The following is a 22,896-nucleotide window of genomic DNA, read 5'->3' as shown; positions in this document are numbered from 1 at the left end:
AGATATCTTATTTTAATAAAAGAGCTTTTATTTGATCAAGAGTAGCTTTATTTTTATCTAAGTTACTAACATAGTCTGCTAAATGATTATTTAAATAATTTATCCCAGAATCTGTAACTGTATATATTTTTTTACTACGCTTATTAGAAGCTTCATCCCCACTCCATTTAGATATAACATATCCACATTTTTCAAGTTCATATAAGCTTTCATATATTGTACTTGATGATACTGGAAAAGGTAATGAAGATGATTGGAATGTTTCTTTAAATGTAGAAAGAACTTTATTTCCAAAAACAGTATTACCTTTAGCTAGTTCTTTTAAAATATATAACATATACATCATTTTAGCATTAATAACATTTCGTGGAACAATAGCTCTAGTTCGTTCATTCATAATTAAAATCCTCCTAAAATATATTTATAAAATAATAGTAGCATAGAATATAAACAAATCATATTATATATTAAATAAAACAAAAGAAAAGGAGTGATAAACTTATGTCAAGAAGAAGAAATTGTTGTTGTAATAGCTGTTGTAATACTGGATGTAATTCATGCAATCACTATGGCAATGGATTTTGCAATCAAGGGTTCGGGAATTGTGGATTTGGAAACTGTGGTGGCTATGGAACAGGATTTGGAAATAACCCATTATTATGGATATTATTATTAAATAATAATAATAGATGTCTTTATTAAAATTGAAATAAAGTGGCTGTCTTAAAAAAATTGGTAGAAACTTAAGAGAAAGGTCAAATAAAATAACTCAAGTAGAACTTAATTTTTCTACTTGAGTTATTAAATTTAATTAATAATTTGTACAACACTCATCGAGTACAAGCTATTAATGTAAGAATTATTTATTTTAAGATAGCACTTTTATTTTTTATAACATATAGCATTATGAAGGAGATGAGATAGTGAATCTAGAAATTTTTTTGAGGTTAATTTTATCAGGAATAATACCAGGCATTATTGGATTAGAAAGAGATTATAGATCAAAAGAAGCAGGATTTAGAACACATTTTTTAGTTGGGCTTGGAAGTGGACTTATTATGCTAATTTCTATATATGGATTTACTAATTTAATAGGAACAGAAGGAATTACAGTTGATATAAGTAAAATGGGAGCTCAAATAGTTTCTGGAATTGGATTTATTGGTGCAGGTACTATTATATTAAATAAAAATATAGTTAAAGGTCTAACAACATCAGCTAGTATTTGGGTATCAGCAGGAATTGGTATGAGTATAGGAACAGGATTATTTGAAATTGGAACATGTACTATGCTAGTTTCAATAATTTGTTTAGAGATAGTACATTTATTTAATAGAAATAGAGAGTTTAAAAGATTATCATTAAAAATATATTTACCTAAGAATACAAAAGAGCCTATTGAAAATATTAATAAAATTGTAAAGGCAGTTGACTTTACATCATTTTCGGTGGAGTATAAAGGAGATATAGAAGTTTTAAATATAGAGTATAGAATGCATGTAAATGAAAAAGAATTATTAATAATAATAGACGAATTGAAAAAAAGTAATTTTAATTTATTAGAAATAAAAATTGAGGGAGGATAAAATGTATAAATATATAGATGATATAAGTAAAATAGCTCAAAATATAATTAAAGAGTATGTAATAGAAAAAAAGGTAGCAATAGATTGTACATTAGGAAATGGACATGACACTGATTTTCTAGCAACACTGTTTGAAAAGGTATATTCTTTTGATATACAAAAAGAAGCATGCGAAAAATATTTAAAGAAAGAAATTAAAAATGTAGTTATTATAAATGAATCACATGATAAACTAATAAATTTTATTAAAGAAGAAAAAGTAGACTGTATTATGTATAACTTAGGATTTTTACCTGGTAACGGGAATAAATGGGTAACTACAAAAGCAGATTCAACAATTAGTAGCATAAATGAAGGATTAGAATTATTAAGAGAAAATGGAATTATGACAATATGCATTTATGTTGGGCATGATGAAGGAGAAAAAGAAGAGGCTTGCATAATGGAGTTAGTATCAAACTTACCCAAAAATAAATTTGCTGTTTTAGAACATAAATATATTAATAGAAGTATGCTTGCGCCTAGACTTTTAGTTATAGAAAAGAATGCATAAAATTTCATATTGAAATTTTAGATAATTTAAATATGAAATTTTAATTGCATTAACATTTATGAAATGTTAAAATTATTGTGCTTAATTAAATAAAAAAGAGTAGGTATATTATGAAAGAGATTAAAGATATTGATTTAAATGATAATAAGGATTTAATGAAATTAATTCAAGCTAAGTTTTCTAAACTTAGTAAGGGTCAAAAATTAATTGCAGAATATATATTAAATGATTATGATAAAGCTGCATTTATGACAGCAGCTAAACTTGGAGTTTCAGTTGGAGTTTCAGAATCAACAGTTGTAAGATTTGCAAATGAATTAGGTTTTTCAGGTTATCCAAAACTTCAAAAAGCATTGCAAGAGCTTATAAAAAATAAACTTACAACAGTGCAAAGGTTAGAGTTATCTAATGATTATATTTCTGATGAAGATGCTTTAAAAGGTGTTTTAAAATCAGATATGGAAAATATAAGGTTAACTCTTGAAAAAATTGATACAAAAGTATTTGAACAAGTAGTAGATGAAATATTTAAAGCTAAAAATATTTATATAATTGGGCTTAGAAGTTCTACAGCAGTTGCAGAATTTTTAGGGTTTTATCTAAATATTATTTTACAAAATGTAAGAACTGTAAGCTATGGAATATCTGATATATTTGAGCAAATTATAAACGTAAAAGAAGGAGATCTTGTTATTGGTATAGGATTTCCAAGATATGCATCTAAAACGATTGATGCATTAGATTTTTCAAAATCCAGAGGTGCAAAAGTAGTTGCAATTACTGATAGTGCAAATTCTCCTTTAGCAACAAAATCAGATATGGCACTAATAGCTCAAAGTAATATGGCATCATTTGTAGACTCTTTAGTAGCTCCATTATCACTTATAAATGCTCTTATTATAGCTGTTGGGATGAGAGAAAAAGAAAATATTGCAAATATTTTTGGATCACTTGAAAGAATTTGGGAAGATTATAAAATATATCAAATAAATAACAAAACAATTTCTGATTTAGAAAAATAATTTAAAAGCTAAAAGAAAAATTTTTCTTTTAGCTTTTTTGGAGTGAAAATGGAATTTTTTTTAATAGATGATTTTAAAAATAGAATACTAACAGCAGTGCTAATAAAAAAAGATGATGAAATACGTTATATAAATATAGAAATTAATCAATTTGAGAAAAAAATTAAAGAAGTTAGTATTTTTAAAATAATTGTAAGAGATATAGACACATATAGATATTTAAGTTTGTTTTTGATTAATTTGAATTTTGAATTAATAATTCTTGAGAATTCACTAAAAAATTATTATGATTCAAAGGATATTAAAGCAAAAGATTTATATTATATTTTAACATTAATAAATATTTTGTTAGAATATAATCAAATTCAGTTTAAAGAAAGTAATTTAGAAAAAGTAAACTTAAATGGGAAAAATATTTTATTTACTGGAAAAATAACTGGTGTTATTAGATATGAAGCATATAGAGTAATAAGAAATTTAGGAGGGAATACAATTGGAAGTTTTATTCCTAATATAGATATATTAATTTGCGGTAAATTCAGAAACGATAGATTTTCTACAAAATATTTAAAAACAATAGCATTAATAGAAAAAGGAAAAGAAATATTAATTATAAAAGAAGAAGAATTTCTAAAAATTTATACAAAGAGGAGTGAATTTTTTTGAAAAAAGTAATTGTAATAGGTGCAGGGCCAGCTGGAATAATGGCAGCAGTAAAGGCTAGTGAAAAAAATAAAGTTATTTTAGTTGAAGGAAACGATAGAATAGGAAAGAAACTTTTTATAACAGGAAAAGGTAGATGTAACGTAACTAATACTAAGGATATTTCAGAGTTTTTTGATTTTATTCCAGGAAATCCATATTTTTTATATAGTTCATTATATACATTCACAAATATTGATACAATGGAGTTTTTTGAAAGTAGAGGAATAAAATTAAAAGGTGAAAGAGGAGGACGTGTATTTCCAGATTCTGATAAATCATCTGACATAATTAAAGGATTAAATATAGCACTTAAAGAAAGTAAAGTTAAGTTAATGTTAGAAAGTAAAGCAACTAAAATAATTAAAGATGAAAAAACAAATTTAATTACAGGAGTAGAAATAAATAATAAGGAAGTATTAAATGTTGATTATTTAATTATTGCAACTGGAGGAGCATCATATCCATTAACAGGATCTAAAGGTGAAGGTCAGATAATGAGTAAAAAATTAGGTCATACAATAATTGATTTAAAACCATCATTAGTACCAATTGAATTAGATGCCCCATTTTTAAGAGAAATAATGGGATTATCTTTAAGAAATATAGGCGTGGAGATCTTAGAAAATTCTAAAAAAGTATATTCAGAATTTGGTGAAATTAAATTTACATATTTTGGAGTATCAGGACCTCTAGCATTAAAGGGAAGTAGATTTATAAAAAATAAAGATAAAGAGTATGAACTAATAATTGATTTAAAACCAGCTTTAGAGCTAAAGGAATTAGACTTAAGAGTTCAAAATGATTTTAAGAAAAACTTAAATAAAGAATTTAAAAAGTCATTAGATGCTCTTTTACCTCAAAAATTAATCCCAATAATTGTAGAGTTATCAAATATAGATGAAAATAAAAAGGTAAATGAAATTACAAAGCAAGAAAGAAAAAACTTAGTTCAATTAATAAAGAACTTTAAGTTTAAAGTGAAGGGATTACGCCCTATAGCAGAAGCTATTGTAACATCAGGAGGTATAAGCACTAAAGAAATAGATCCATCTACAATGAAAAGTAAGATTATAGATAATTTGGCTTTTGCAGGTGAGGTCATGGATGTAGATGCATTTACTGGAGGATATAATGTGCAAATTGCACTTTCAACAGGATATATTGCTGGAAGTAATATTTAAATAACTTGTTTAAAGGAAAATAAAGCTATATAATAAATTTGTAAACGCAAAAAATGAAAGGTGGATTAACTTTGAGAATAGCAGTAGCGATAGATGGACCAGCAGGAGCGGGGAAGAGTACAATAGCTAAATTAGTAGCAAAAGAATTTGATTTAATGTATATAAATACAGGAGCAATGTATAGAGCTGTAGCTTTAATGGCAGAAAAAAATAAATTTGTTTCAACTGATACGGAAAAGATATTAGAAATGATAAAAGGAATGGAAATGCATTTTGAAAATGATGATCTTTATTTAAATGGAGTGAATATTCAAGATGAGCTAACAATGCCACATATTAGTTCTATTGTATCTGCATATGCATCAATAAAAGAAGTTAGAAGAGCATTAGTTGAACTTCAACGTGAAATGTCTAAAAAATTCAATGTAATAATGGATGGAAGAGATATAGGAACAGTTGTATTAAAAGATTCAAAGTTCAAGTTCTTTTTAACAGCAACACCAGAAGAAAGAGCAGATAGAAGATATAAGGAATTATCAAATAGAGATATTGAATGCTCATACGATGAAATATTAAAAGATATTATAAGAAGAGATTATGAAGATAGCACAAGAGCTATAGATCCATTAAAAAAAGCTGATGATGCTATTGAAATAGATACAACAGGTTTAAATATAAGTGAAGTAACAAAGAAGATTTGTGATCAAATATATTTAAAAATTAATTAATAGTTTTGGAGAGAATAAAAATGAGAAAAATAATATTAGCTGAAAGCGCAGGATTTTGTTTTGGCGTTAAAAGAGCAGTTGATAAATCAATAGAGATTCAAAAAGAATATGAGAAAAAAATATATACATTAGGACCATTAATTCATAACAATGATGTAGTAAATTATTTAAGTGAAAATAATATTTTTGCAGTAGAATTAGATGATATTAATGAATTAAATGAAGGTGATACTGTAATTATAAGGTCACATGGTGTATCAGAAGAGGTCATTTTAAAATTAAAAGAAAAAAAATTAAATATAATAGATGCAACATGTCCATTTGTGACTAATATACAAAAAAAAGTGAGAAAATATTCTGAAAAGGGATATGATATTGTAATACTTGGAGATGAAAAACATCCAGAAGTTGTTGGAATTAATGGGTGGTGTGATAATAATGCTATCATTACAAAAAATGGTGAATTTGATAAAGAGATTCCATCTAAAGTATGTGCTGTATCTCAGACCACAGAAAAAGAGTTAAACTGGCAAAAAGCTATTTCTAATTTATCTTTTGAAACAAAAGAATTATTAGCTTTTAACACAATTTGCTCTGCTACAGAAGTTAGACAAAAAAGTGTATTAGATTTATCAAAAAAAGTAGATGCAGTAATAGTTATAGGTGGTAAAAATAGTTCGAATACAACAAAATTGTATCAAATAGCAAAAGAAAATTGTGAAAATACAATTCATATAGAAAATGCAAAAGAGTTAACAGATGCATATATAAAGAATCCAAATATAAAAGTTGTAGGAATAACAGCTGGTGCATCAACACCAGACTGGATAATTGAAGAAGTTATTGATGTTATGAAATAAATTTAAATAAATCAAATGAAAAAATGGGATTATACCATAAGATTTACTAGGAGGTTGTAATTATGATAGATAATAGCAGCGAAAATAATGAACAATTAGAACTTATGAACTCAATGGACAGAAAAATTAAAGTTGGAGAGGAAATTACTGGGGAAATATTATCAAAAACAAGAGATGGATTAACTGTTTCACTAATTGGATATATGACAGATGGAATAATTCCACGTAATGAACTTACATCAAAAGAAGAACCAGAGGCATTTTTAGAAAGAATTACAGTTGGAAATTCAATTACTGCAAAAGTAATTAAGCTTGCTAATAGGGATAACTTAGTAGTGCTTTCACGATTAGAATATGAAAAAGAAGAGGCTTTAGAAGAACTACAAAGCTTTTTTGAAAATAAAGAGAAGTTTGAACTTAAAATTTCTGAAATAAAAGAAAATGGAATTATTGGATTTTATAGAGGAATAAGAATATTTGTACCTGGATCACAAATTGATACAAAATTTATAAAAGATAAAAACGAATTTTTAAATAAGACAATTGAAGTAATTTTAATTGAATTAAAATTAGATAGACCATACAGAATAGTTGCTTCAAGAAGAGCTATTTTAGAAGAAAAAGAAAATGAACTTGCAAAAGCTACATGGGATAAGTTAGAAGTTGGAATGGTTGTTTCAGGAGAAGTAAAAAGATTTACTGATTTTGGAGCATTTGTAGAAGTAAATGGTATTGATGGATTAGTTCATTTATCACAAATATCTTGGAATCATGTTAAAAAAGCACAAGATTATTTAAAAACTGGTGATATTATTGATGTGAAAATCATAGATATGAATAAAGAAAATAAAAAGTTATCTTTAAGTATAAAAGAGTTAACTGAAGAGCCATGGGCAAAAATTGATGAGAAATATCCAATAGATTCAGTAGTGTTAGGGAAAGTAGTTAGAATAAGTGATTTTGGAGCATTTATTGAATTAGAAGCAGGTGTAGATGGATTAGTTCATATATCAAAAATAAGTCACAATAAAGTTGATAATATTAAAGAGATATTAACTGTTGGAGAAGAAATAAAAGCAAGAATTTTATCAGTAGATAAGGCTAGTAAAAGAATTGGATTAAGTATAAAAGATGTATAAAAAATAGAGTGCTGTATCATTAGATACAGCCTCTTCTTTATAAAAGGAGTTAATATGGTTAATTTTGAAAAGTTTAAAAATAAACATATAAATATTTTAGAGAAATTCACAAAAAAAAATTTTGCTTCCTTTAATCAAAATTTTTTAGAAGTGTATATGAATAGTAAGAATATAGATAAGTATATTTTGAAGAAAAACTTCTATTTTGTAAAATATGATGAAAAATATATAGGTTATATTTGGATAGAAAAAATTAGTTTAAATGAATATAGAATTTTAGATATGTATATATTATTAGATTATATTAAATTTTTCAAAATTAATGAATTAAGTAAATTAAATAAAAAAGTATTAATTTATGAAGGAATTGAGGATTATGAAAATATTTCTTTACTTAAAAATAATTCTTTCTATAAAATGAAATCTGTAAACTTATTAAGGAAAGTGCTCCATATTACAAATATAACTACTGTTGAAGATATAAGTTTTAAAAAATTTAAAATAAATGAAGATGAAGAACTTAGGGCATATCTTCAAAATAATATTTTTTATAGTGTTGATAGAATACCAATTAATAAACTGGATATTAAGTTTGAACAAAGTACTATCAACTATATAAATGATTTTTCAATTTTTGAATATATAGGTAATATTCCTATTGGATATGCACAAATAATAAAGAGAAATAATAAATATATTCTTGTTAATTTTGGAGTACTAAAAGAATTTAGAGGCAAAGGATTTGGAAAAATCCTTTTAAATTATATGTGTAAGTTAGCTAAGAAAAATAATATAAATAATTTATATATTTATGTAGATAGTAAAAATTATGTAGCATTAAAATTATATCAAACATTTGGATTTGAGTTTTTCGGAAATATTGGTACATGGTTAAAAGATTAATAATACAATAGAAGTAATCTTTATACTTATATTGTATTATGTTATAATACAAAAGTAATTTATAAACATGGAGGAATACTTTGATGAATAAAGAAAATTTAAATAAAACATATTTTATAGCTACATATGGATGTCAAATGAATGAAGAAGATTCTGAAAAAATATCTGGAATGTTAAAGAGAATAGGATATTCAAGAACAGAAGATAGAGATACAGCAGATATAATTATATTTAACACTTGCTGTGTAAGAGAAAATGCTGAGAATAAAGTTTTTGGTAACTTAGGAGCTATAAAGAGATTAAAAGAGAAAAATCCAAATCTTATAATAGCTATTTGTGGTTGTATGATGCAGCAAATAGGAATGGCAGATAAGGTTTTAAAAACATTCCCATTTGTAGATATAATATTTGGAACTCATAATGCATATAAATTCCCAGAATACTTAAGTAGAGTACAAACTGAGGGAGTTCAAATAAAAGAAATATTAGATAAAGAAACTGAAATAGTTGAAGGAATTCCAATAGATAGAGAAAGTTCAATTAAAGCATTTGTAACAATAATGTATGGATGTAATAACTTCTGTACTTATTGTGTAGTACCATATGTACGTGGTAGAGAAAGAAGCAGAAAATCAGAAGATATAATAAAAGAAATTGAAGATTTAGTATCTAAAGGATATAAAGAGGTAACTATTTTAGGACAAAATGTCAATTCATATGGAAAAGGGCTTGAAGAGGATATTGATTTTGCTAAGTTACTTAGAAAAATCAATGAAGTTGATGGATTAGAAAGATTAAGATTTATGACATCACATCCTAAAGATTTAAATGAAGATGTTATTTATGCAATAAGAGATTGTGATAAAATATGTGAACAAATTCATTTACCAGTACAAAGTGGATCAAATAGATTATTAAAAGTAATGAATAGACATTATGATAGAGAAAGATACCTATACTTAATAGATCTTATAAAAAAAGAAATTCCAGGTGCTACTATAACAACAGATATTATAGTAGGATTCCCAGGTGAAACTGAAGAGGATTTTGCAGATACTCTTGATTTAGTGGATAAAGTTAAGTATGATTCAGCATTTATGTTTATCTACTCAAGAAGAAACAATACTCCAGCTGATAAAATGGAGAATCAAGTTCCAGATGATGTTAAGCATGAAAGATTTAACAGATTAGTTCAGTTAGTTAATAAAAATATCGCGATAAGTAATAAAACTTATGAAGGTACAGTGCAAGAAGTACTAGTAGAAGGAATTAGTAAGAATGATGAAACAAAATTAATGGGAAGAACTAGAAATGGTAAATTAGTTAATTTTGATGGTGATAATGAATCAATTGGAAAATTAGTTAATGTAGATATAAAAAGAGCTCAACCATTCTCACTAGTGGGTGTTCAAGTAAAATAATTTTTAAGGATAGCAAGTTTTGCTATCCTTAATTTTTAAAAGGAAGTATTAATTATGGTTAAAAATAATTTTATGAAAGACTTTTTAAATGGGATTAATATTAAGACAAGAGATGCTGCAAGAAAGATTATAGAAAATGAACTTATAGAAGAATGTACTTATAAGATATTAGAAGGACGGAAAATTTCATTTCAAGGTAAGATACTATCATCAGATTTATATAGTTCATATAAATCTAAACTTATTATAGGTATGATATCTTCAAAAATAGAATTTACCTCATGCACTTGTGAGGACTTTATGAATAGCAAAAAAGAAAATTATTGTTGTAGTCATATTGTTTCTATGTACTTAAAAAATGTTGAGAATTTAAAAGAAGATCCCTTTATAAAAAAGTTTATATTAGATCAAAAAAATATTATGAAGATAATTTTTAAAAAAGAAAATAAAGAAAGTAAATTATTGCAAAAATTATTACCTAGTATTGAAAAAGGTTTAGTTTGCATGGAAGTATATATTAATAAAAATATTTGGACTAAAAAAATAGGTTTTGAATTTAAAATTGGAGAAGTCTCAAGTAAAAAGAGGTACATAATAAAAGATATAAAAATGTTTCTTTTAAATTATAATAATAATATTCCTATGGACTTTAGTAATGATTTTACATTTTCATTAAAGGATTATACTGTTAATGAAGAAGCAGCAATGATTATAGCTGTAATGAATTCTATGTCTGAGATTGAAAGTAGCGAAGGAAATTTTAGAAAAAGGCAAGATAGTTTTTTAAATAAGAAAGAGATGATTATTCCAGATGGATTACTAAAATCTTTTTTATTAGGCATAAAAGAATCAAAAATATTTTTAGGCTCAGGATTTTTTTCAAGAGATATAGAAACAGAGATTTTAGAAAGTGATATTGAAATTCCAATTGAATTATATGAGATGGAAGAAAGTATTAAAATGAAATTTCCAAGAGAGCTACCAGAAGTGTTTGGAGGAAATAGTGATTTATTTTTATATGATACAACAATATATAGCCCATCAAAAAAGCAAAGAGATATTTTATTGAGATATATAGATAACTTAGAGAATAAAAATGAAGTTAGCTTTGATGTTGATAATAAAGATATTATATTTAAGGAATTAATACCTTCACTTCAAGATATGACTAATGTACTTATTTTAGATAATAAAATTTCAGAACAACTAGTTTTTGAAAAACCTAGATTTAAGTTTTATTTTAATAGAGACGAATATATAAAGCTTATAATAAAAGTGGTATACGGTGAATATGAATTTAATATTTTTAATGATATTAAAGAAAAATATATCTATAGAGATACAAAATTAGAGAAGTATGTAATTAATACAGTTATAAATTTAAAATTTGGAAATGTTAATGATGATTTATTTGTTTTTATTGGAAGTGAGGATAATGCATTTGAATTTTTTAATGAAAAAATAGATGAACTTCATGAACTTGGAGAAATTTATTATTCAGAAGATTTTAAAGGGAAATTAAATCTTTCTAAAGGAGACTTTAATATTCAAGTACAAAGAGGAAGAGAAGAGTATTTTGAATTTAAGTATGCTATAAATAATATACCAGATGATGAGTTTAGAAATATATTAATGAGTTTTAGAGAAAATAAAAAGTATCATAAGTTAAATTCAGGAGAGTATATTGATTTAGAAGATATAAACTTAAGAGAACTATTAAAATTATTAGAGAATATATCTACAGATTACTCAGATGATACTATAAAATTCAATTTAAATAAAAGCGCATATATATATGAAAAATTAAATAATATTGTAGCAGATTATAAGGGAAAAGATGAGTTAGATAAAACTAAAAATCAGATTCTTGAAAATAAAGAGTTTAATTTACCATTGAATATAAATGCAACTTTAAGAAGCTATCAAATTGAAGGGTACAACTTTTTTAAACGCTTAAGTATATTAGGGCTTGGAGGAATTTTAGGAGATGAAATGGGACTTGGAAAAACATTGCAAGCTATTACATTTATAACAAGTGAAGAGGGGAAAAAAACATTGATTGTTGCACCTACATCACTAGTATATAATTGGGAAAATGAATTTTCAAAATTTTCACCTAGTATACGCGTACTTGTTAATACAGAATCTAAAGAGAAAAGAAAAAAAATGCTAGAAAAGTTAGATGAATTTGATGTAGTAGTAACTTCATATAATTTACTAAAAAATGATTTGGATTCATATAAAGAATTAAAATTTGATTTTATGATTTTAGATGAAGCCCAATATATAAAAAATCCAAGTGCTAAAATAACTAAAGCATGTAAAGAAATAAGAGCAAAAAGTAAATTTGCATTAACAGGAACTCCTATTGAAAATAGCCTTTTAGAATTATGGTCAATCTTTGATTTTATAATGGAAGGATATTTGTTTGATAAAAAAACATTTAATACTAGATATAATAGAAATTTATCAGAAGAAGAAGTTTTGATTAAAGATTTAAAGAAGCTAACAGCTCCGTTTATATTACGAAGATTAAAAAAAGATGTTTTGAGTGAATTACCAGAAAAAATAGAAAAAATAGTTTATGTAGATATGACAAAAGAACAGAAGAAAGTATATAGTGCATATATTAAGTATGTTAATGAATTAATAGATAAAAAAGTTTCATTAGATGAATTTAAAAAGGAGAGTATTGAAATACTAGCATATATAACTAAGCTTAGACAAATATCATTACATCCAGCATTAGTATCAGAAAACTTTTTAGGAAGTAGTGGAAAAATAAATGCATTAAAAGAAATTGTACTTGATACTATACAAGAAGGTCACAAAATTCTTATATTTTCTCAATTTACAAGTGCTCTTAAAGTAGTAGAAGAGGTTTTAGAAAAGAATGAGGTTACCTCTTATTACATTGATGGTAGCGTTAAAGGTGAAAAAAGAGTAGAGCTTGTAAATAAGTTTAATACTGATAATACAAATGTATTCTTAATTTCATTAAAAGCAGGTGGTACAGGATTGAACTTAACTAGTGCAGATATTGTTATACACCTAGATCCATGGTGGAATCCTGCTGTAGAAAGTCAGGCTACAGATAGAGCACATAGAATAGGGCAGAAAAATGTAGTAGAGGTTATTAAGCTTATTGCTAAGGGAACAATTGAAGAAAAGATAATTAGTTTACAGGAGAAGAAAAAAGAAATTACAAATTCAATATTAGATAGTGATATGGAAAATAGTAATATATTTAATAAATTAACAACAGAAGAAATCTTATCTTTATTAAAGGAAAATTTTTGATAAAAGCCAATGAAAATTTAATATTTTCATTGGCTTTATTATTATTCTTTAATTTGATCAACATGAATATCCATTTGAGGATAAGGAATAGAAATTCCCTCTTCATCAAATCTTAATTTAGATTCTTCTAATAAATCATAGTAAATTGTCCAGTAATTTTCATTTTTACACCAAGCACGAACTACAAAATTAAGAGAGCTTGCAGCTTGTTCTGATAAAGCAATAAATGGTTCTGGTTCTTTAAGAATTAATGGATGTTTCAAAATTATTTCATGTAAAATATTTTTTACTTTTAAAATATCATCATTGTATCCAACACCAAAAGTTAAATCTACTCTTCTTAAATCCTTAGATGAATAGTTTATAATAGTTCCATTAACTAAACTACCATTAGGAATCATTATTTCTTTATTATCAGCAGATACAATATGTGTATAGAAAATACCTATCTGTTCAACTGTTCCACTTTTAGTAGAGGCTTCAATAACATCACCTACATTAAATGGTCTTAAAAGAAGTATTATAACGCCACCAGCAAAGTTTGAAAGACTTCCTTGAAGTGCTAGTCCGACTGCTAATCCTGCAGAAGCTATTACTGCTGCAAAACTTGAAGTTTGAACACCTAGATAGGATATAACACAAATGACAAGTAAAATCTTTAATGCGATATCTGCAAAAGCATGAAAGAAACCAGTTAGCGTTGGGTCTACATTTTTCTTTTTTAAAAATATATTTAGTCTTTTTAATCCTGTACTTATAAGTTTCCATCCTAAAAACAGTACAACAATACTAATTAAAAGTTTAATTCCACTAGTAATAGCCCAGTGAATAAAGGATGTAGTCAATTTGTCTAAATCAAAAGTTTTCATTAGCTTAATCCCCCATTTTAAAATGTACAATAAATATTATACTTTAAAAAGAGAAATATTAACTTGAATTTAAATTAAAATTAACAATATACATTATTTTCTAACAATACCTTTTCCAGAATCTGAAAAATCCATAAGTTCTTCTGGGTATGGTGTTAATAGGCTTTGTTCTAATATAGAATCATTATAAAAACGAATAGCATATCCTTTTAGTGTATGTATAATTATAGAATGAGGACATTCACCTAAATTATATTTTTCAATAAGCTCAAAGAAATATTTTTTTTCATCAGTTCGAAGCATATCTGAAAAATGTACATAAGCATAAAGAAAAGCATCTATCATAGAAGTATGTTTAGGGGGAGTAGCAAATAAGTCTAATAAGGCTGACTCATATAATAAGAAAATATTTTTAAAATCAGTAGTAGAATCATTAAGAATATTTCTCATATAATCAGCTAGATTTTTATTATATGATATGAATAAAAGTGTGTTTTTCTTATGAAATAATAAGAGTAAATTTAAATCATTTTTATTCTTCAAACTATAAAAATATGATAAAGTAAAAATTTTTGTAAGAAATCGATCTCTAATAACAAAGTTGCTTAATCTTCCATCATCTTCAATTGGAATATTATAAAATTTTGATTTTATAAAAGCACCATATAGTCCGCTAGATTTAGATAAAACAGGTGAACCCTTTAAACTGTCTGCATAAACATTTGCATCATGAATAGCACAACTTGGAGACTTGGCTTTTAATATAAATCCTTGAGGTCGTACATCTTGTAGAATATTATAATGATCATTAGAAAATTCAGTCATTAAAGATGTATAATCTTTAAATGTTTTAGTATCAATAAGTAATGTTTTTTTATTTTTTTGAACTAATCGAATAGGATTTCTAGGCGTACTTAGCCCAATCTCTTGTTCAGGACAAATATCTATAAAATCTATAAAAGGTGATAGTTTTGTAACTATTTTATTATTACAAGACTCACCATTATATCTGCAAGGTGTGTTGTTTAAACATTTACTAATTATAATTTTAGGTTTTATCCAGTTATTCATAAATACAACTCCTTTTAAATATTCTTAATAATATAGTTTACAAAAGCAATAATATTTATACTTTAAAGAAAATATTATTTAATATATCAAAAGCTATAAAACATTGACAAAATAAGTAAAAAGAAATAAAATTTAAGAAAAACTTATTTTTAGGAGGAGTGAAAATGAAAGCTATATTAACAGTAATCGGAAAAGATAAAGTAGGAATAATTGCCGGGATAAGTACAGAATTAGAAAATTTAAATATAAACATCTTAGATGTTAACCAAACAATAATGGGTTCAAATTTTACAATGATGATGATGGTAGAATTAAAAGATACAAATGGATTTGAAAAAGCAAAAACATCTCTTATTAAAAAAGGAAAAGTCCTAGGTGTAGATGTTAAAATTCAAAGAGAAGAAATCTTTAATTCAATGCATACAATTTAAAGGAGATATATTATGAATAGTAACAATATTATAGAAACCATAAAAATGATAGAGGAAGAAAAATTAGATATAAGAACAATTACAATGGGAATATCACTTTTAGATTGTATAGATAGTGATGGGACTAGAGCTAGGCAAAGAATTTATGATAAAATAACAAAGTCCGCAGAAAACTTAGTAAAAGTAGGAAATGAAATAGAAAATGAATTTGGAATTCCTATTGTAAATAAAAGAGTATCTGTAACACCAATATCATTAATTGCAGGGGCAACTAGTGATACTAGTTATGTAGAATTTGCTAAAACTTTAGATAAAGCAGCTGAAGAATTAGGAATAGATTTTTTAGGAGGATTTTCAGCATTAGTTCATAAAGGGTATACAAAAGGAGACAGAATATTAATAAAATCAATTCCTGAAGCTTTAGCATGTACAAATAAAGTTTGTTCATCTGTTAATATAGGTTCAAGTAAAGCAGGATTAAATATGGATGCTATAAAAGAAATGGGTGAAATTATAAAAAGAACATCTGTTCTTACAGCAGATAAAAAAGGGTTTGGATGTGCTAAGTTAGTTGTTTTTTCAAATGCAGTAGAAGATAATCCTTTTATGGCAGGGGCTTTTCATGGTGTAGGAGAAGAGGATATAGTAATTAATGTGGGTGTATCAGGACCTGGTGTAGTACAAAGAGCACTTGAAAAGGTAAAAGGTCAATCATTTGATGTGGTAGCAGAGACTATTAAAAAGACATCATTCAAAATTACAAGAATGGGGCAGTTAGTTGGGAATGAAGCATCTAAAAGATTAAATGTTCCTTTTGGAATAGTAGATTTATCATTAGCACCAACACCAGCTATTGGAGATTCAGTTGCACATATATTAGAAGAAATGGGACTAGAGGTAGTAGGGACACATGGAACTACAGCAGCACTTGCTCTTTTAAATGATGCAGTTAAAAAGGGTGGAGTTATGGCCTGTGGACATGTTGGAGGGTTAAGTGGAGCATTTATACCTGTATCTGAAGATGCTGGAATGATAGATGCTGTACTTAATGGTTCATTAAATTTAGAAAAACTTGAAGCTATGACTGCTATTTGTTCTGTAGGACTTGATATGATTGCAGTTCCAGGAGATGTATCTGCAAGTACTATATCTGCTATGATTGCTGATGAAGCTGCTATAGGAATGATAAATAATAAAACTACAGCAGTTAGAATTATCCCAGCTTCAGGATGCAAAGTTGGAGATATGGTTGAATTTGGTGGATTACTTGGAAGAGCACCAGTTATGCCAGTAAATAAATATTCATCAGAAATTTTTATAAGTAGAGGTGGAAGAATTCCAGCACCAATTCATTCTTTTAAAAATTAGAAATAACAAAAGATATTAAAGAAACGAGGAAATAAAAATGAAAAAATTTATATCATGGAATGTTAATGGATTAAGAGCATGTGCTAAAAAAGGATTTTTAGATTATTTTAATGAAGTAGATGCTGATATATTTGCACTTCAAGAGACTAAACTTCAAGAAGGGCAAATAGATTTAGATTTACCCGGATATGATATGTATTGGAACTATGCATTTAGAAAAGGTTATTCTGGAACAGCAATATTTACAAAAGAAAAGCCTATTTCTGTTAAGTACGGTTTAGGGATTGAAGAGCATGATACAGAGGGGAGAGTTATTACATTAGAATTTGAAAACTACTTCTTTATTACAGTATATACACCAAATTCTAAAGCAGAACTTGCAAGAATTGATTATAGAATGACATGGGAAGATGCATTTAGATTATATCTAAAAGAATTAGAAAAATTTAAACCTGTTATTGTATGCGGAGATTTAAATGTTGCACATAATGAAATAGACTTAAAAAATCCAAAAGCAAATATGAAAAATGCAGGATTTAGTCCACAAGAAAGAGGAAAGTTTAATGAATTTCTAGATGCAGGATTTATTGATACATTTAGACTTAAATATCCAACTAAAGAGGGCGCATATTCATGGTGGTCATATAGATTTAATGCTAGAAAAAATAATGCTGGGTGGAGAATTGATTATTTTATAATATCAAATAGTTTAAAGGATAATGTGGTTGATGCAAGTATTCATTCAGAAATATTAGGATCGGATCATTGTCCAGTAGAATTATTATTTAGAAATATATAGAGTATATGAAAAGCTATTCCTTTTGGAATAGCTTTATCTATAGTCTCTATATATACCAACTAATTTACCTAAAATTAAACAATTATCTACTATTATTGGATTCATTGAGTCGTTTTCAGGTTGAAGCCTTATATGTTCTGGTTCAATAAAGAATCGTTTAATAGTAGCTTCATCATCAATAAGTGCAACTACAATTTCACCGTTTGAAGCAGTAGATTTTTGCTCTATAATTGCAAGATCACCATCGTGAATTCCAGCATTAATCATGCTATTACCTTTAACTTTTAATATGAAAAGTTCATTATCATGTTTTACAAAGTTTAAAGGTAGAATAAAAGTATCTTCAATATTTTCAGAAGCTAAGATTGGAAGTCCTGCTGTAATATTTCCTATTATAGGAATAGAAATCATTTCAGGTTTTTCACTTGCAAGCTCAAGAATTTCTAGTGCACGAGGCTTAGTTGGATCTCTTCTAATTAATCCTTTTTTTTCTAAACGTTTTAGATGCCCATGAACAGTTGATGTAGATTTTAAACCTACAGCTTCACAAATTTCTCTAACTGATGGAGGGTATCCTTTATTTTCGGTATAAGTTTTTAAAAATTCATAAATTTGACCTTGTTTTTCTTTTAAATTTACCATTTTACACCTCATCTTAATTTATTTAATTCATTATAGCATATAGAAATAATCTAATCAAACTTACGTTCTTTTTAGATAAAAGAAGACAAAATAAGACAAAAGATTGCTAGGATATATAAAGTTTGTTATAATGGAAGTCTAATTTAATTTGAGGGTAGGTGTTAATCATGACAAAAGCTTTTATAGTTGATGAATTTTGTGATTTTTTAGATCCCAACAAAATATGTGACAATTGTGGTGCTTGTTTAAATTTAAGTGACGCAGATTTACATGCAATAAAAATAGAGGAAATTTCTAAGAATGTTGATGAGAATGCAATAATAGAATCTGATTTAGATGAAATTATTGATATTAAAGAAGAGGTAGATATTCCTAATTTAGAAGAACTTATAATTAAAGCTCAAAAAATAGATCCTAATATGAAGAGATCTGAAATAGAAAAAGTATTATTAGAAACATATGCTAATTTAAATGAAAACTTATCAGAAGATGTTAAATATATCCTAGAAGATTCGAATGAAAGTGATTCTTTTGATGATGAAATAATTTATTTAGAAGATTTAGATTTAACAGAAGCTGATTTAGAAGATGAAACAGAAGAGGTTTTCCCAGGATTGAGAAAATTGAAAAAGAAATAAGCCATATTAACGGCTTATTTCTTTTTTTATACTTATATATGCATAAAAAGAATATTTAAGCAAAAACTAACTATAAATTTATAGCAAAGGAGTTTTTGTTAAATGTTTAAAAGGAAAAAGAAAATTTTTAGTGGATTAATAGTGATAATTATTTTTATAGTGGGGAGTTTAGCTAGTTGTGATGATGCTAAGAAGCAAGTTGATGGTATCCAGAACAATGTAAATCAAGGAGTTGATAATTCTAAGAAAGATATTCAAAATAAGAGTGAAGCTTCTAAATCAAAAAATAAAAATATACAACAATTTACATCAGAGGATATAGGCTTTGATTCTAACTATGTAATAAGTGAACTTAATAAAAAAGGTTTTGATGCAAAGAAAATAACAGCTACAGAAAAACCCTATGATAACTTCTTTTCAGTACCACAAGAATTAGTACAATTAAATGGTGGATATATTTCAATATATCAGTATGGAATAGGAGATAAACAGAAGATGCAAAATGACTATAATACAATAAATGAAAAGGGGTATATTGTTAGTCAGAATGCAGGTAACTGGACGTTGAATTTTCATTTATTTGAAAAGGGAAGAGTATTTGTAGTGTATGACGGAAGTGATGTTAATATATTAACTGCTTTAAATCAAATTTTTGGAAAACAAGTTCAATAATATAAAAAGCAAGGACCTAATCCTTGCTTTTTATATTTCCTAACGGATTACTTTTTACAGCTTGCCTTAAGGTGTCATCATCTACATGAGTATAGATTTGTGTTGTAGAAATACTTTCATGGCCTAAAATACTTTGAAGTGCACGAATATCAACTTCACCATGTTTATACATTAAAGTTGCAGCTGTATGTCTAAGCTTGTGTGGTGTATATTTTTGATCATTTAATCCAGCGGATTTTGTAGCATTTTTAACCATTATTTCTACAGTACGTTTATTAATTCTTTTATTACGATTAGATAGAAAAAGATAATCTTTTTCTTCTAGTGTACATTTAGAAGAATCTCTTACTTTTAAGTATTCATTTAATGCATCTAAACAAGCAGCATTTAAATATACAGTTCTTTCTTTATTACCTTTTCCAATAATGGTTAATGTATCCTCTTTGATTGTATCTAAACGAATATTACAAAGTTCTGATAAACGCATACCACAATTGAGGAAGAAAGTTATAATACAAAAATCACGCTTATAATTCTTATGAGTTTTATCAAGTGAATTTAATAATATTATGCTTTGTTCTAAATCCAAATAAACTGGATGACGTTTATTTATTTTAGGTGACTCTAATTCTAGAGTAGGATTTTCTTCAATAATTTTCGCTTTGTTTTGTAAATATTTAAAAAAAGATTTAAGAGTTGCAACTTTTCTTGCACGAGCATAAGAACTGTTATTTCTATATCGTTCTAGGAAGCTCATAAAAGCATACAATTCAGAAAGTTTTACTTTTTTTATAAATTCTGCATCAATATCATTAATTGGAATTAATGAAAATTCTACATCTGAAATTTCTTCACGATAAATTTTTAAAAATCTAAAGAACATAGTTAAATCTATTTTATAAGCATCAATTGTATTAATTGATTTACCTTTAATTGTTTCTAAATAAGTTAAAAAATCTATTATTATGGGGGAAAGCTCTTCTTTTTTCTTTAAGTCAGTAAAATCATAAATCAAAATAAAAACTCCTTATCATGTAAATATAGTTTATAAATATATTCTATCATATTTTTTTACTAAAGGATATTATATGAAATTAGTTTGACTTTATCTGACTTTTAAAATACAAATTTTTCATAAAAAGTATTTTAAATTCATTATCATTTTTAAAATAAATATTTTTTTAAGAATTATTAAGATTAGATAAAACTAGAAGCGCTAAAAACTTTTTTTGAATTTATTTTCTAAATGAGATATAAACTAGGAGGAGAAAAAAGATAAAAATATTTAGAATAATATAAGAGAAATCAAATTAGATAATTAGATGAAAAACTTGTATATTTCACCATATATTATTTCGCTAAATAACAATTTAGCGAAATAATATAGGATTTTATGAAAAACAGTTCTTTATATTTGAAAAGTATCTCCAAAATCATAGCGTTTATTACTGAGGATTTCAATTAAATCCTCTTTTAATTCTGTGTGAGTTATATTATTTACATCTTTAATATTTGAATTCACTACTGTTTTGAAAACTTTATCTCCACTACCTCTAATAATTATAATCTTTTTATCATCAGATTCAAAAATTATAGGATTATAATTTTCTTCATTAATCCAAATTTTTAATTTTGGAGCAGAAATGCCGAAATCAAGCCATTTCTTAGAGATTGATTTATATAAAAGTGCTATTTTATCGGTGTTAGAACATATGTTCTCACAACTTAATTCTGAGATTGAGTCTAGATTCTCTAGGGAAAAAACAACTCCGGTTGGTGGAATAATATTCTGATTACGTTTTTTTACGTACGAAAGTAAAAGAAGGTCAAATACACTCTCGATGGATATACTTTTAGAAAAAGAGATATTTTTAATTAAGCTAAATATATCGTTAAGATCTGAACTAGTAAATCTTTTTAAAATTGTACTTCCGCTACTTTTAATTGCATAGTTTTTATAATAGTCAGAGTTGGTGCATAAAAAAAAGACTGAGAGAAACATTTGCTCTAAAAACTTTTTATTTGGTTCTGATGCATTTTCCTTATCTAATAAGATTATAGGAAGCCAAGTATCTTTTTCTACATTTAAATTTCTATAGAAAAAATTAATTGCTTTTGAATAAGTATTTATATCACTATTACTTTCTAAATGCTCAGTTAATAAATTTAAATAATCATATTTTTGCATAAATTTATTAGATTTCTCTAAAATAAAATTTCTATTTTTCTTTGATGTACTTAAATTGATATATTCTTTAAATCTTATAGAATCATGTTTAAGGAATGAGTTGGAATATTTTTTTATATTATTTTGTGTTAAGGAGCCATATTTAATATTATGCCATTGATTAGTGCTCATAAATGATTCAACAACATTTAATTTTTTTCGTAAAGATACTAATGTTTTTCTATAAGTTTTATAATCCATGGATAGTAGTTTTGCTGTTCTCTTTCCTAGAAGATTATTTTTTTCATTTGATGCATTAGTGGATTTTAGCCATTTTGCTAGATTGCTTGGATATTCTGAATTGATGTCATGAGTAAGTTGACGTTGAAATAAAGAAATAACTGTATCCTCAACTTCTGTATAAAAAAACTCATACAAATCATCATATCTTCCGTATTTAGGGATAAATTTCGCATATGATTTAAATTCATTTGGATATAAATTAGATAATTTATTAATAATATATCTAAATGCAAATTTGTTTTTAAGCCCTTCTCTATCCCTAAGATAAGATAATAATTTAAAGAAATAATCTTTATCTTCTTCTAATGCTGCTATTGCAAAATCTATGTTTATAGGAGCTTTATTATATGAAATACTTAATAAGTGATTATAAAAAAACATAGTTTGATATTTTTCGTTATCAAATAAAAAGTCACCTTCAACTGTGTAATCAAATTCATCCAATTTAGGATCAAATCCATTTAAATAATCATTATCCTCATTTAAGAAACCTTTAACTTTATTTAAAAATCTCAAATTAATTCCTCCTTTTTATAAA

General features: G+C 25.9%; 21 protein-coding genes and 1 pseudogene. 16 read left to right on the top strand and 6 right to left on the bottom strand.

Annotated features, from left to right (window positions below; genetic code table 11):
* Positions 1–7: 7 nt before the first annotated feature.
* Positions 8–397, bottom strand: coding sequence for a PadR family transcriptional regulator (locus ACRDDY_RS06120; RefSeq protein WP_438564088.1), 390 nt, complete (start codon positions 395–397; stop codon positions 8–10).
* Between the two features lie 104 nt (positions 398–501).
* Here ACRDDY_RS06120 and ACRDDY_RS06115 point away from each other — a divergent pair, with 104 nt between their 5' ends.
* The 11 genes and pseudogenes from ACRDDY_RS06115 (at position 502) to ACRDDY_RS06065 (ending at position 13,398) form a co-directional block, all read left to right on the top strand.
* A complete protein-coding gene (locus ACRDDY_RS06115) occupies positions 502–702 on the top strand; it encodes a hypothetical protein (protein ID WP_438564087.1) in 201 nt (66 codons plus the stop codon).
* A gap of 221 nt (positions 703–923) precedes the next feature.
* On the top strand, positions 924–1,586 hold the full coding sequence (locus tag ACRDDY_RS06110; protein ID WP_438564086.1) for an MgtC/SapB family protein: 663 nt from the start codon (positions 924–926) through the stop codon (positions 1,584–1,586).
* A 1-nt stretch (position 1,587) separates the two neighbouring features.
* Positions 1,588–2,139, top strand: coding sequence for a tRNA (mnm(5)s(2)U34)-methyltransferase (locus tag ACRDDY_RS06105; RefSeq protein ID WP_438564085.1), 552 nt, complete (start codon positions 1,588–1,590; stop codon positions 2,137–2,139).
* 110 nt (positions 2,140–2,249) lie between these two features.
* On the top strand, positions 2,250–3,161 hold the full coding sequence (locus ACRDDY_RS06100; protein ID WP_438564084.1) for a MurR/RpiR family transcriptional regulator: 912 nt from the start codon (positions 2,250–2,252) through the stop codon (positions 3,159–3,161).
* Between the two features lie 48 nt (positions 3,162–3,209).
* On the top strand, positions 3,210–3,827 hold the full coding sequence (locus tag ACRDDY_RS06095) for a hypothetical protein (RefSeq protein ID WP_438564083.1): 618 nt from the start codon (positions 3,210–3,212) through the stop codon (positions 3,825–3,827).
* Positions 3,824–5,047: an NAD(P)/FAD-dependent oxidoreductase gene (locus tag ACRDDY_RS06090; RefSeq protein ID WP_438564082.1), complete on the top strand. Its 1,224-nt coding sequence runs from the start codon at positions 3,824–3,826 to the stop codon at positions 5,045–5,047. Before ACRDDY_RS06095 ends, ACRDDY_RS06090 begins: the two co-directional genes overlap by 4 nt.
* A 71-nt stretch (positions 5,048–5,118) precedes the next feature.
* A complete protein-coding gene (gene cmk, locus ACRDDY_RS06085; RefSeq protein WP_438564081.1) occupies positions 5,119–5,775 on the top strand; it encodes a (d)CMP kinase in 657 nt (218 codons plus the stop codon).
* Between the two features lie 20 nt (positions 5,776–5,795).
* Positions 5,796–7,774: pseudogene (locus ACRDDY_RS06080) on the top strand (bifunctional 4-hydroxy-3-methylbut-2-enyl diphosphate reductase/30S ribosomal protein S1).
* Between the two features lie 54 nt (positions 7,775–7,828).
* Complete coding sequence (locus ACRDDY_RS06075; RefSeq protein WP_438564080.1) at positions 7,829–8,677, top strand: GNAT family N-acetyltransferase; 849 nt, start codon at positions 7,829–7,831, stop codon at positions 8,675–8,677.
* 83 nt (positions 8,678–8,760) lie between these two features.
* A complete protein-coding gene (gene miaB, locus ACRDDY_RS06070; protein ID WP_438564079.1) occupies positions 8,761–10,098 on the top strand; it encodes a tRNA (N6-isopentenyl adenosine(37)-C2)-methylthiotransferase MiaB in 1,338 nt (445 codons plus the stop codon).
* Between the two features lie 54 nt (positions 10,099–10,152).
* Positions 10,153–13,398, top strand: a complete 3,246-nt coding sequence (locus ACRDDY_RS06065) for a DEAD/DEAH box helicase (protein ID WP_438564078.1) — start codon at positions 10,153–10,155, stop codon at positions 13,396–13,398.
* A gap of 41 nt (positions 13,399–13,439) precedes the next feature.
* On the opposite strand, the gene ACRDDY_RS06060 is transcribed toward ACRDDY_RS06065, so the two are convergent.
* Positions 13,440–14,267 carry a mechanosensitive ion channel family protein gene (locus ACRDDY_RS06060; protein WP_438564077.1) on the bottom strand — a complete coding sequence of 276 codons (828 nt, stop codon included), beginning with the start codon at positions 14,265–14,267 and terminating at the stop codon, positions 13,440–13,442.
* Between the two features lie 93 nt (positions 14,268–14,360).
* Positions 14,361–15,338, bottom strand: a complete 978-nt coding sequence (locus ACRDDY_RS06055) for a YbgA family protein (RefSeq protein WP_438564076.1) — start codon at positions 15,336–15,338, stop codon at positions 14,361–14,363.
* 164 nt (positions 15,339–15,502) lie between these two features.
* Between ACRDDY_RS06055 and ACRDDY_RS06050 the strand changes: the two genes are divergently transcribed.
* The 3 genes from ACRDDY_RS06050 to ACRDDY_RS06040 are packed head-to-tail and all read left to right on the top strand — an operon-like array spanning position 15,503 to position 17,936.
* A complete protein-coding gene (locus tag ACRDDY_RS06050) occupies positions 15,503–15,769 on the top strand; it encodes an ACT domain-containing protein (RefSeq protein WP_438564075.1) in 267 nt (88 codons plus the stop codon).
* A 12-nt stretch (positions 15,770–15,781) separates the two neighbouring features.
* Complete coding sequence (locus ACRDDY_RS06045; RefSeq protein WP_438564074.1) at positions 15,782–17,137, top strand: PFL family protein; 1,356 nt, start codon at positions 15,782–15,784, stop codon at positions 17,135–17,137.
* A gap of 37 nt (positions 17,138–17,174) precedes the next feature.
* On the top strand, positions 17,175–17,936 hold the full coding sequence (locus tag ACRDDY_RS06040) for an exodeoxyribonuclease III (protein ID WP_438564073.1): 762 nt from the start codon (positions 17,175–17,177) through the stop codon (positions 17,934–17,936).
* 33 nt (positions 17,937–17,969) lie between these two features.
* Here ACRDDY_RS06040 and lexA read toward each other — a convergent pair whose 3' ends face one another.
* Positions 17,970–18,578, bottom strand: coding sequence for a transcriptional repressor LexA (gene lexA, locus ACRDDY_RS06035; RefSeq protein WP_438564072.1), 609 nt, complete (start codon positions 18,576–18,578; stop codon positions 17,970–17,972).
* Between the two features lie 167 nt (positions 18,579–18,745).
* Between lexA and ACRDDY_RS06030 the strand changes: the two genes are divergently transcribed.
* Positions 18,746–19,216, top strand: coding sequence for a hypothetical protein (locus ACRDDY_RS06030; RefSeq protein ID WP_438564071.1), 471 nt, complete (start codon positions 18,746–18,748; stop codon positions 19,214–19,216).
* A 102-nt stretch (positions 19,217–19,318) separates the two neighbouring features.
* Positions 19,319–19,888: a hypothetical protein gene (locus ACRDDY_RS06025; RefSeq protein ID WP_438564070.1), complete on the top strand. Its 570-nt coding sequence runs from the start codon at positions 19,319–19,321 to the stop codon at positions 19,886–19,888.
* A gap of 16 nt (positions 19,889–19,904) precedes the next feature.
* Here ACRDDY_RS06025 and ACRDDY_RS06020 read toward each other — a convergent pair whose 3' ends face one another.
* Both ACRDDY_RS06020 and ACRDDY_RS06015 read right to left on the bottom strand, forming a co-directional pair.
* Positions 19,905–20,903 carry a tyrosine recombinase XerC gene (locus ACRDDY_RS06020; RefSeq protein ID WP_438564069.1) on the bottom strand — a complete coding sequence of 333 codons (999 nt, stop codon included), beginning with the start codon at positions 20,901–20,903 and terminating at the stop codon, positions 19,905–19,907.
* A 393-nt stretch (positions 20,904–21,296) separates the two neighbouring features.
* Entirely contained in the window at positions 21,297–22,874 is a 1,578-nt protein-coding gene (locus tag ACRDDY_RS06015; RefSeq protein WP_438564068.1) for a DUF2828 family protein, read from the bottom strand.
* Positions 22,875–22,896: the final 22 nt, after the last annotated feature.

Origin of the sequence: Clostridium sp. (assembly GCF_051656525.1) — a bacterium.
Classification (GTDB): Bacteria; Bacillota; Clostridia; order Clostridiales; family Clostridiaceae; genus Clostridium.
This window is presented reverse-complemented; position numbering and strand designations above follow the sequence as displayed.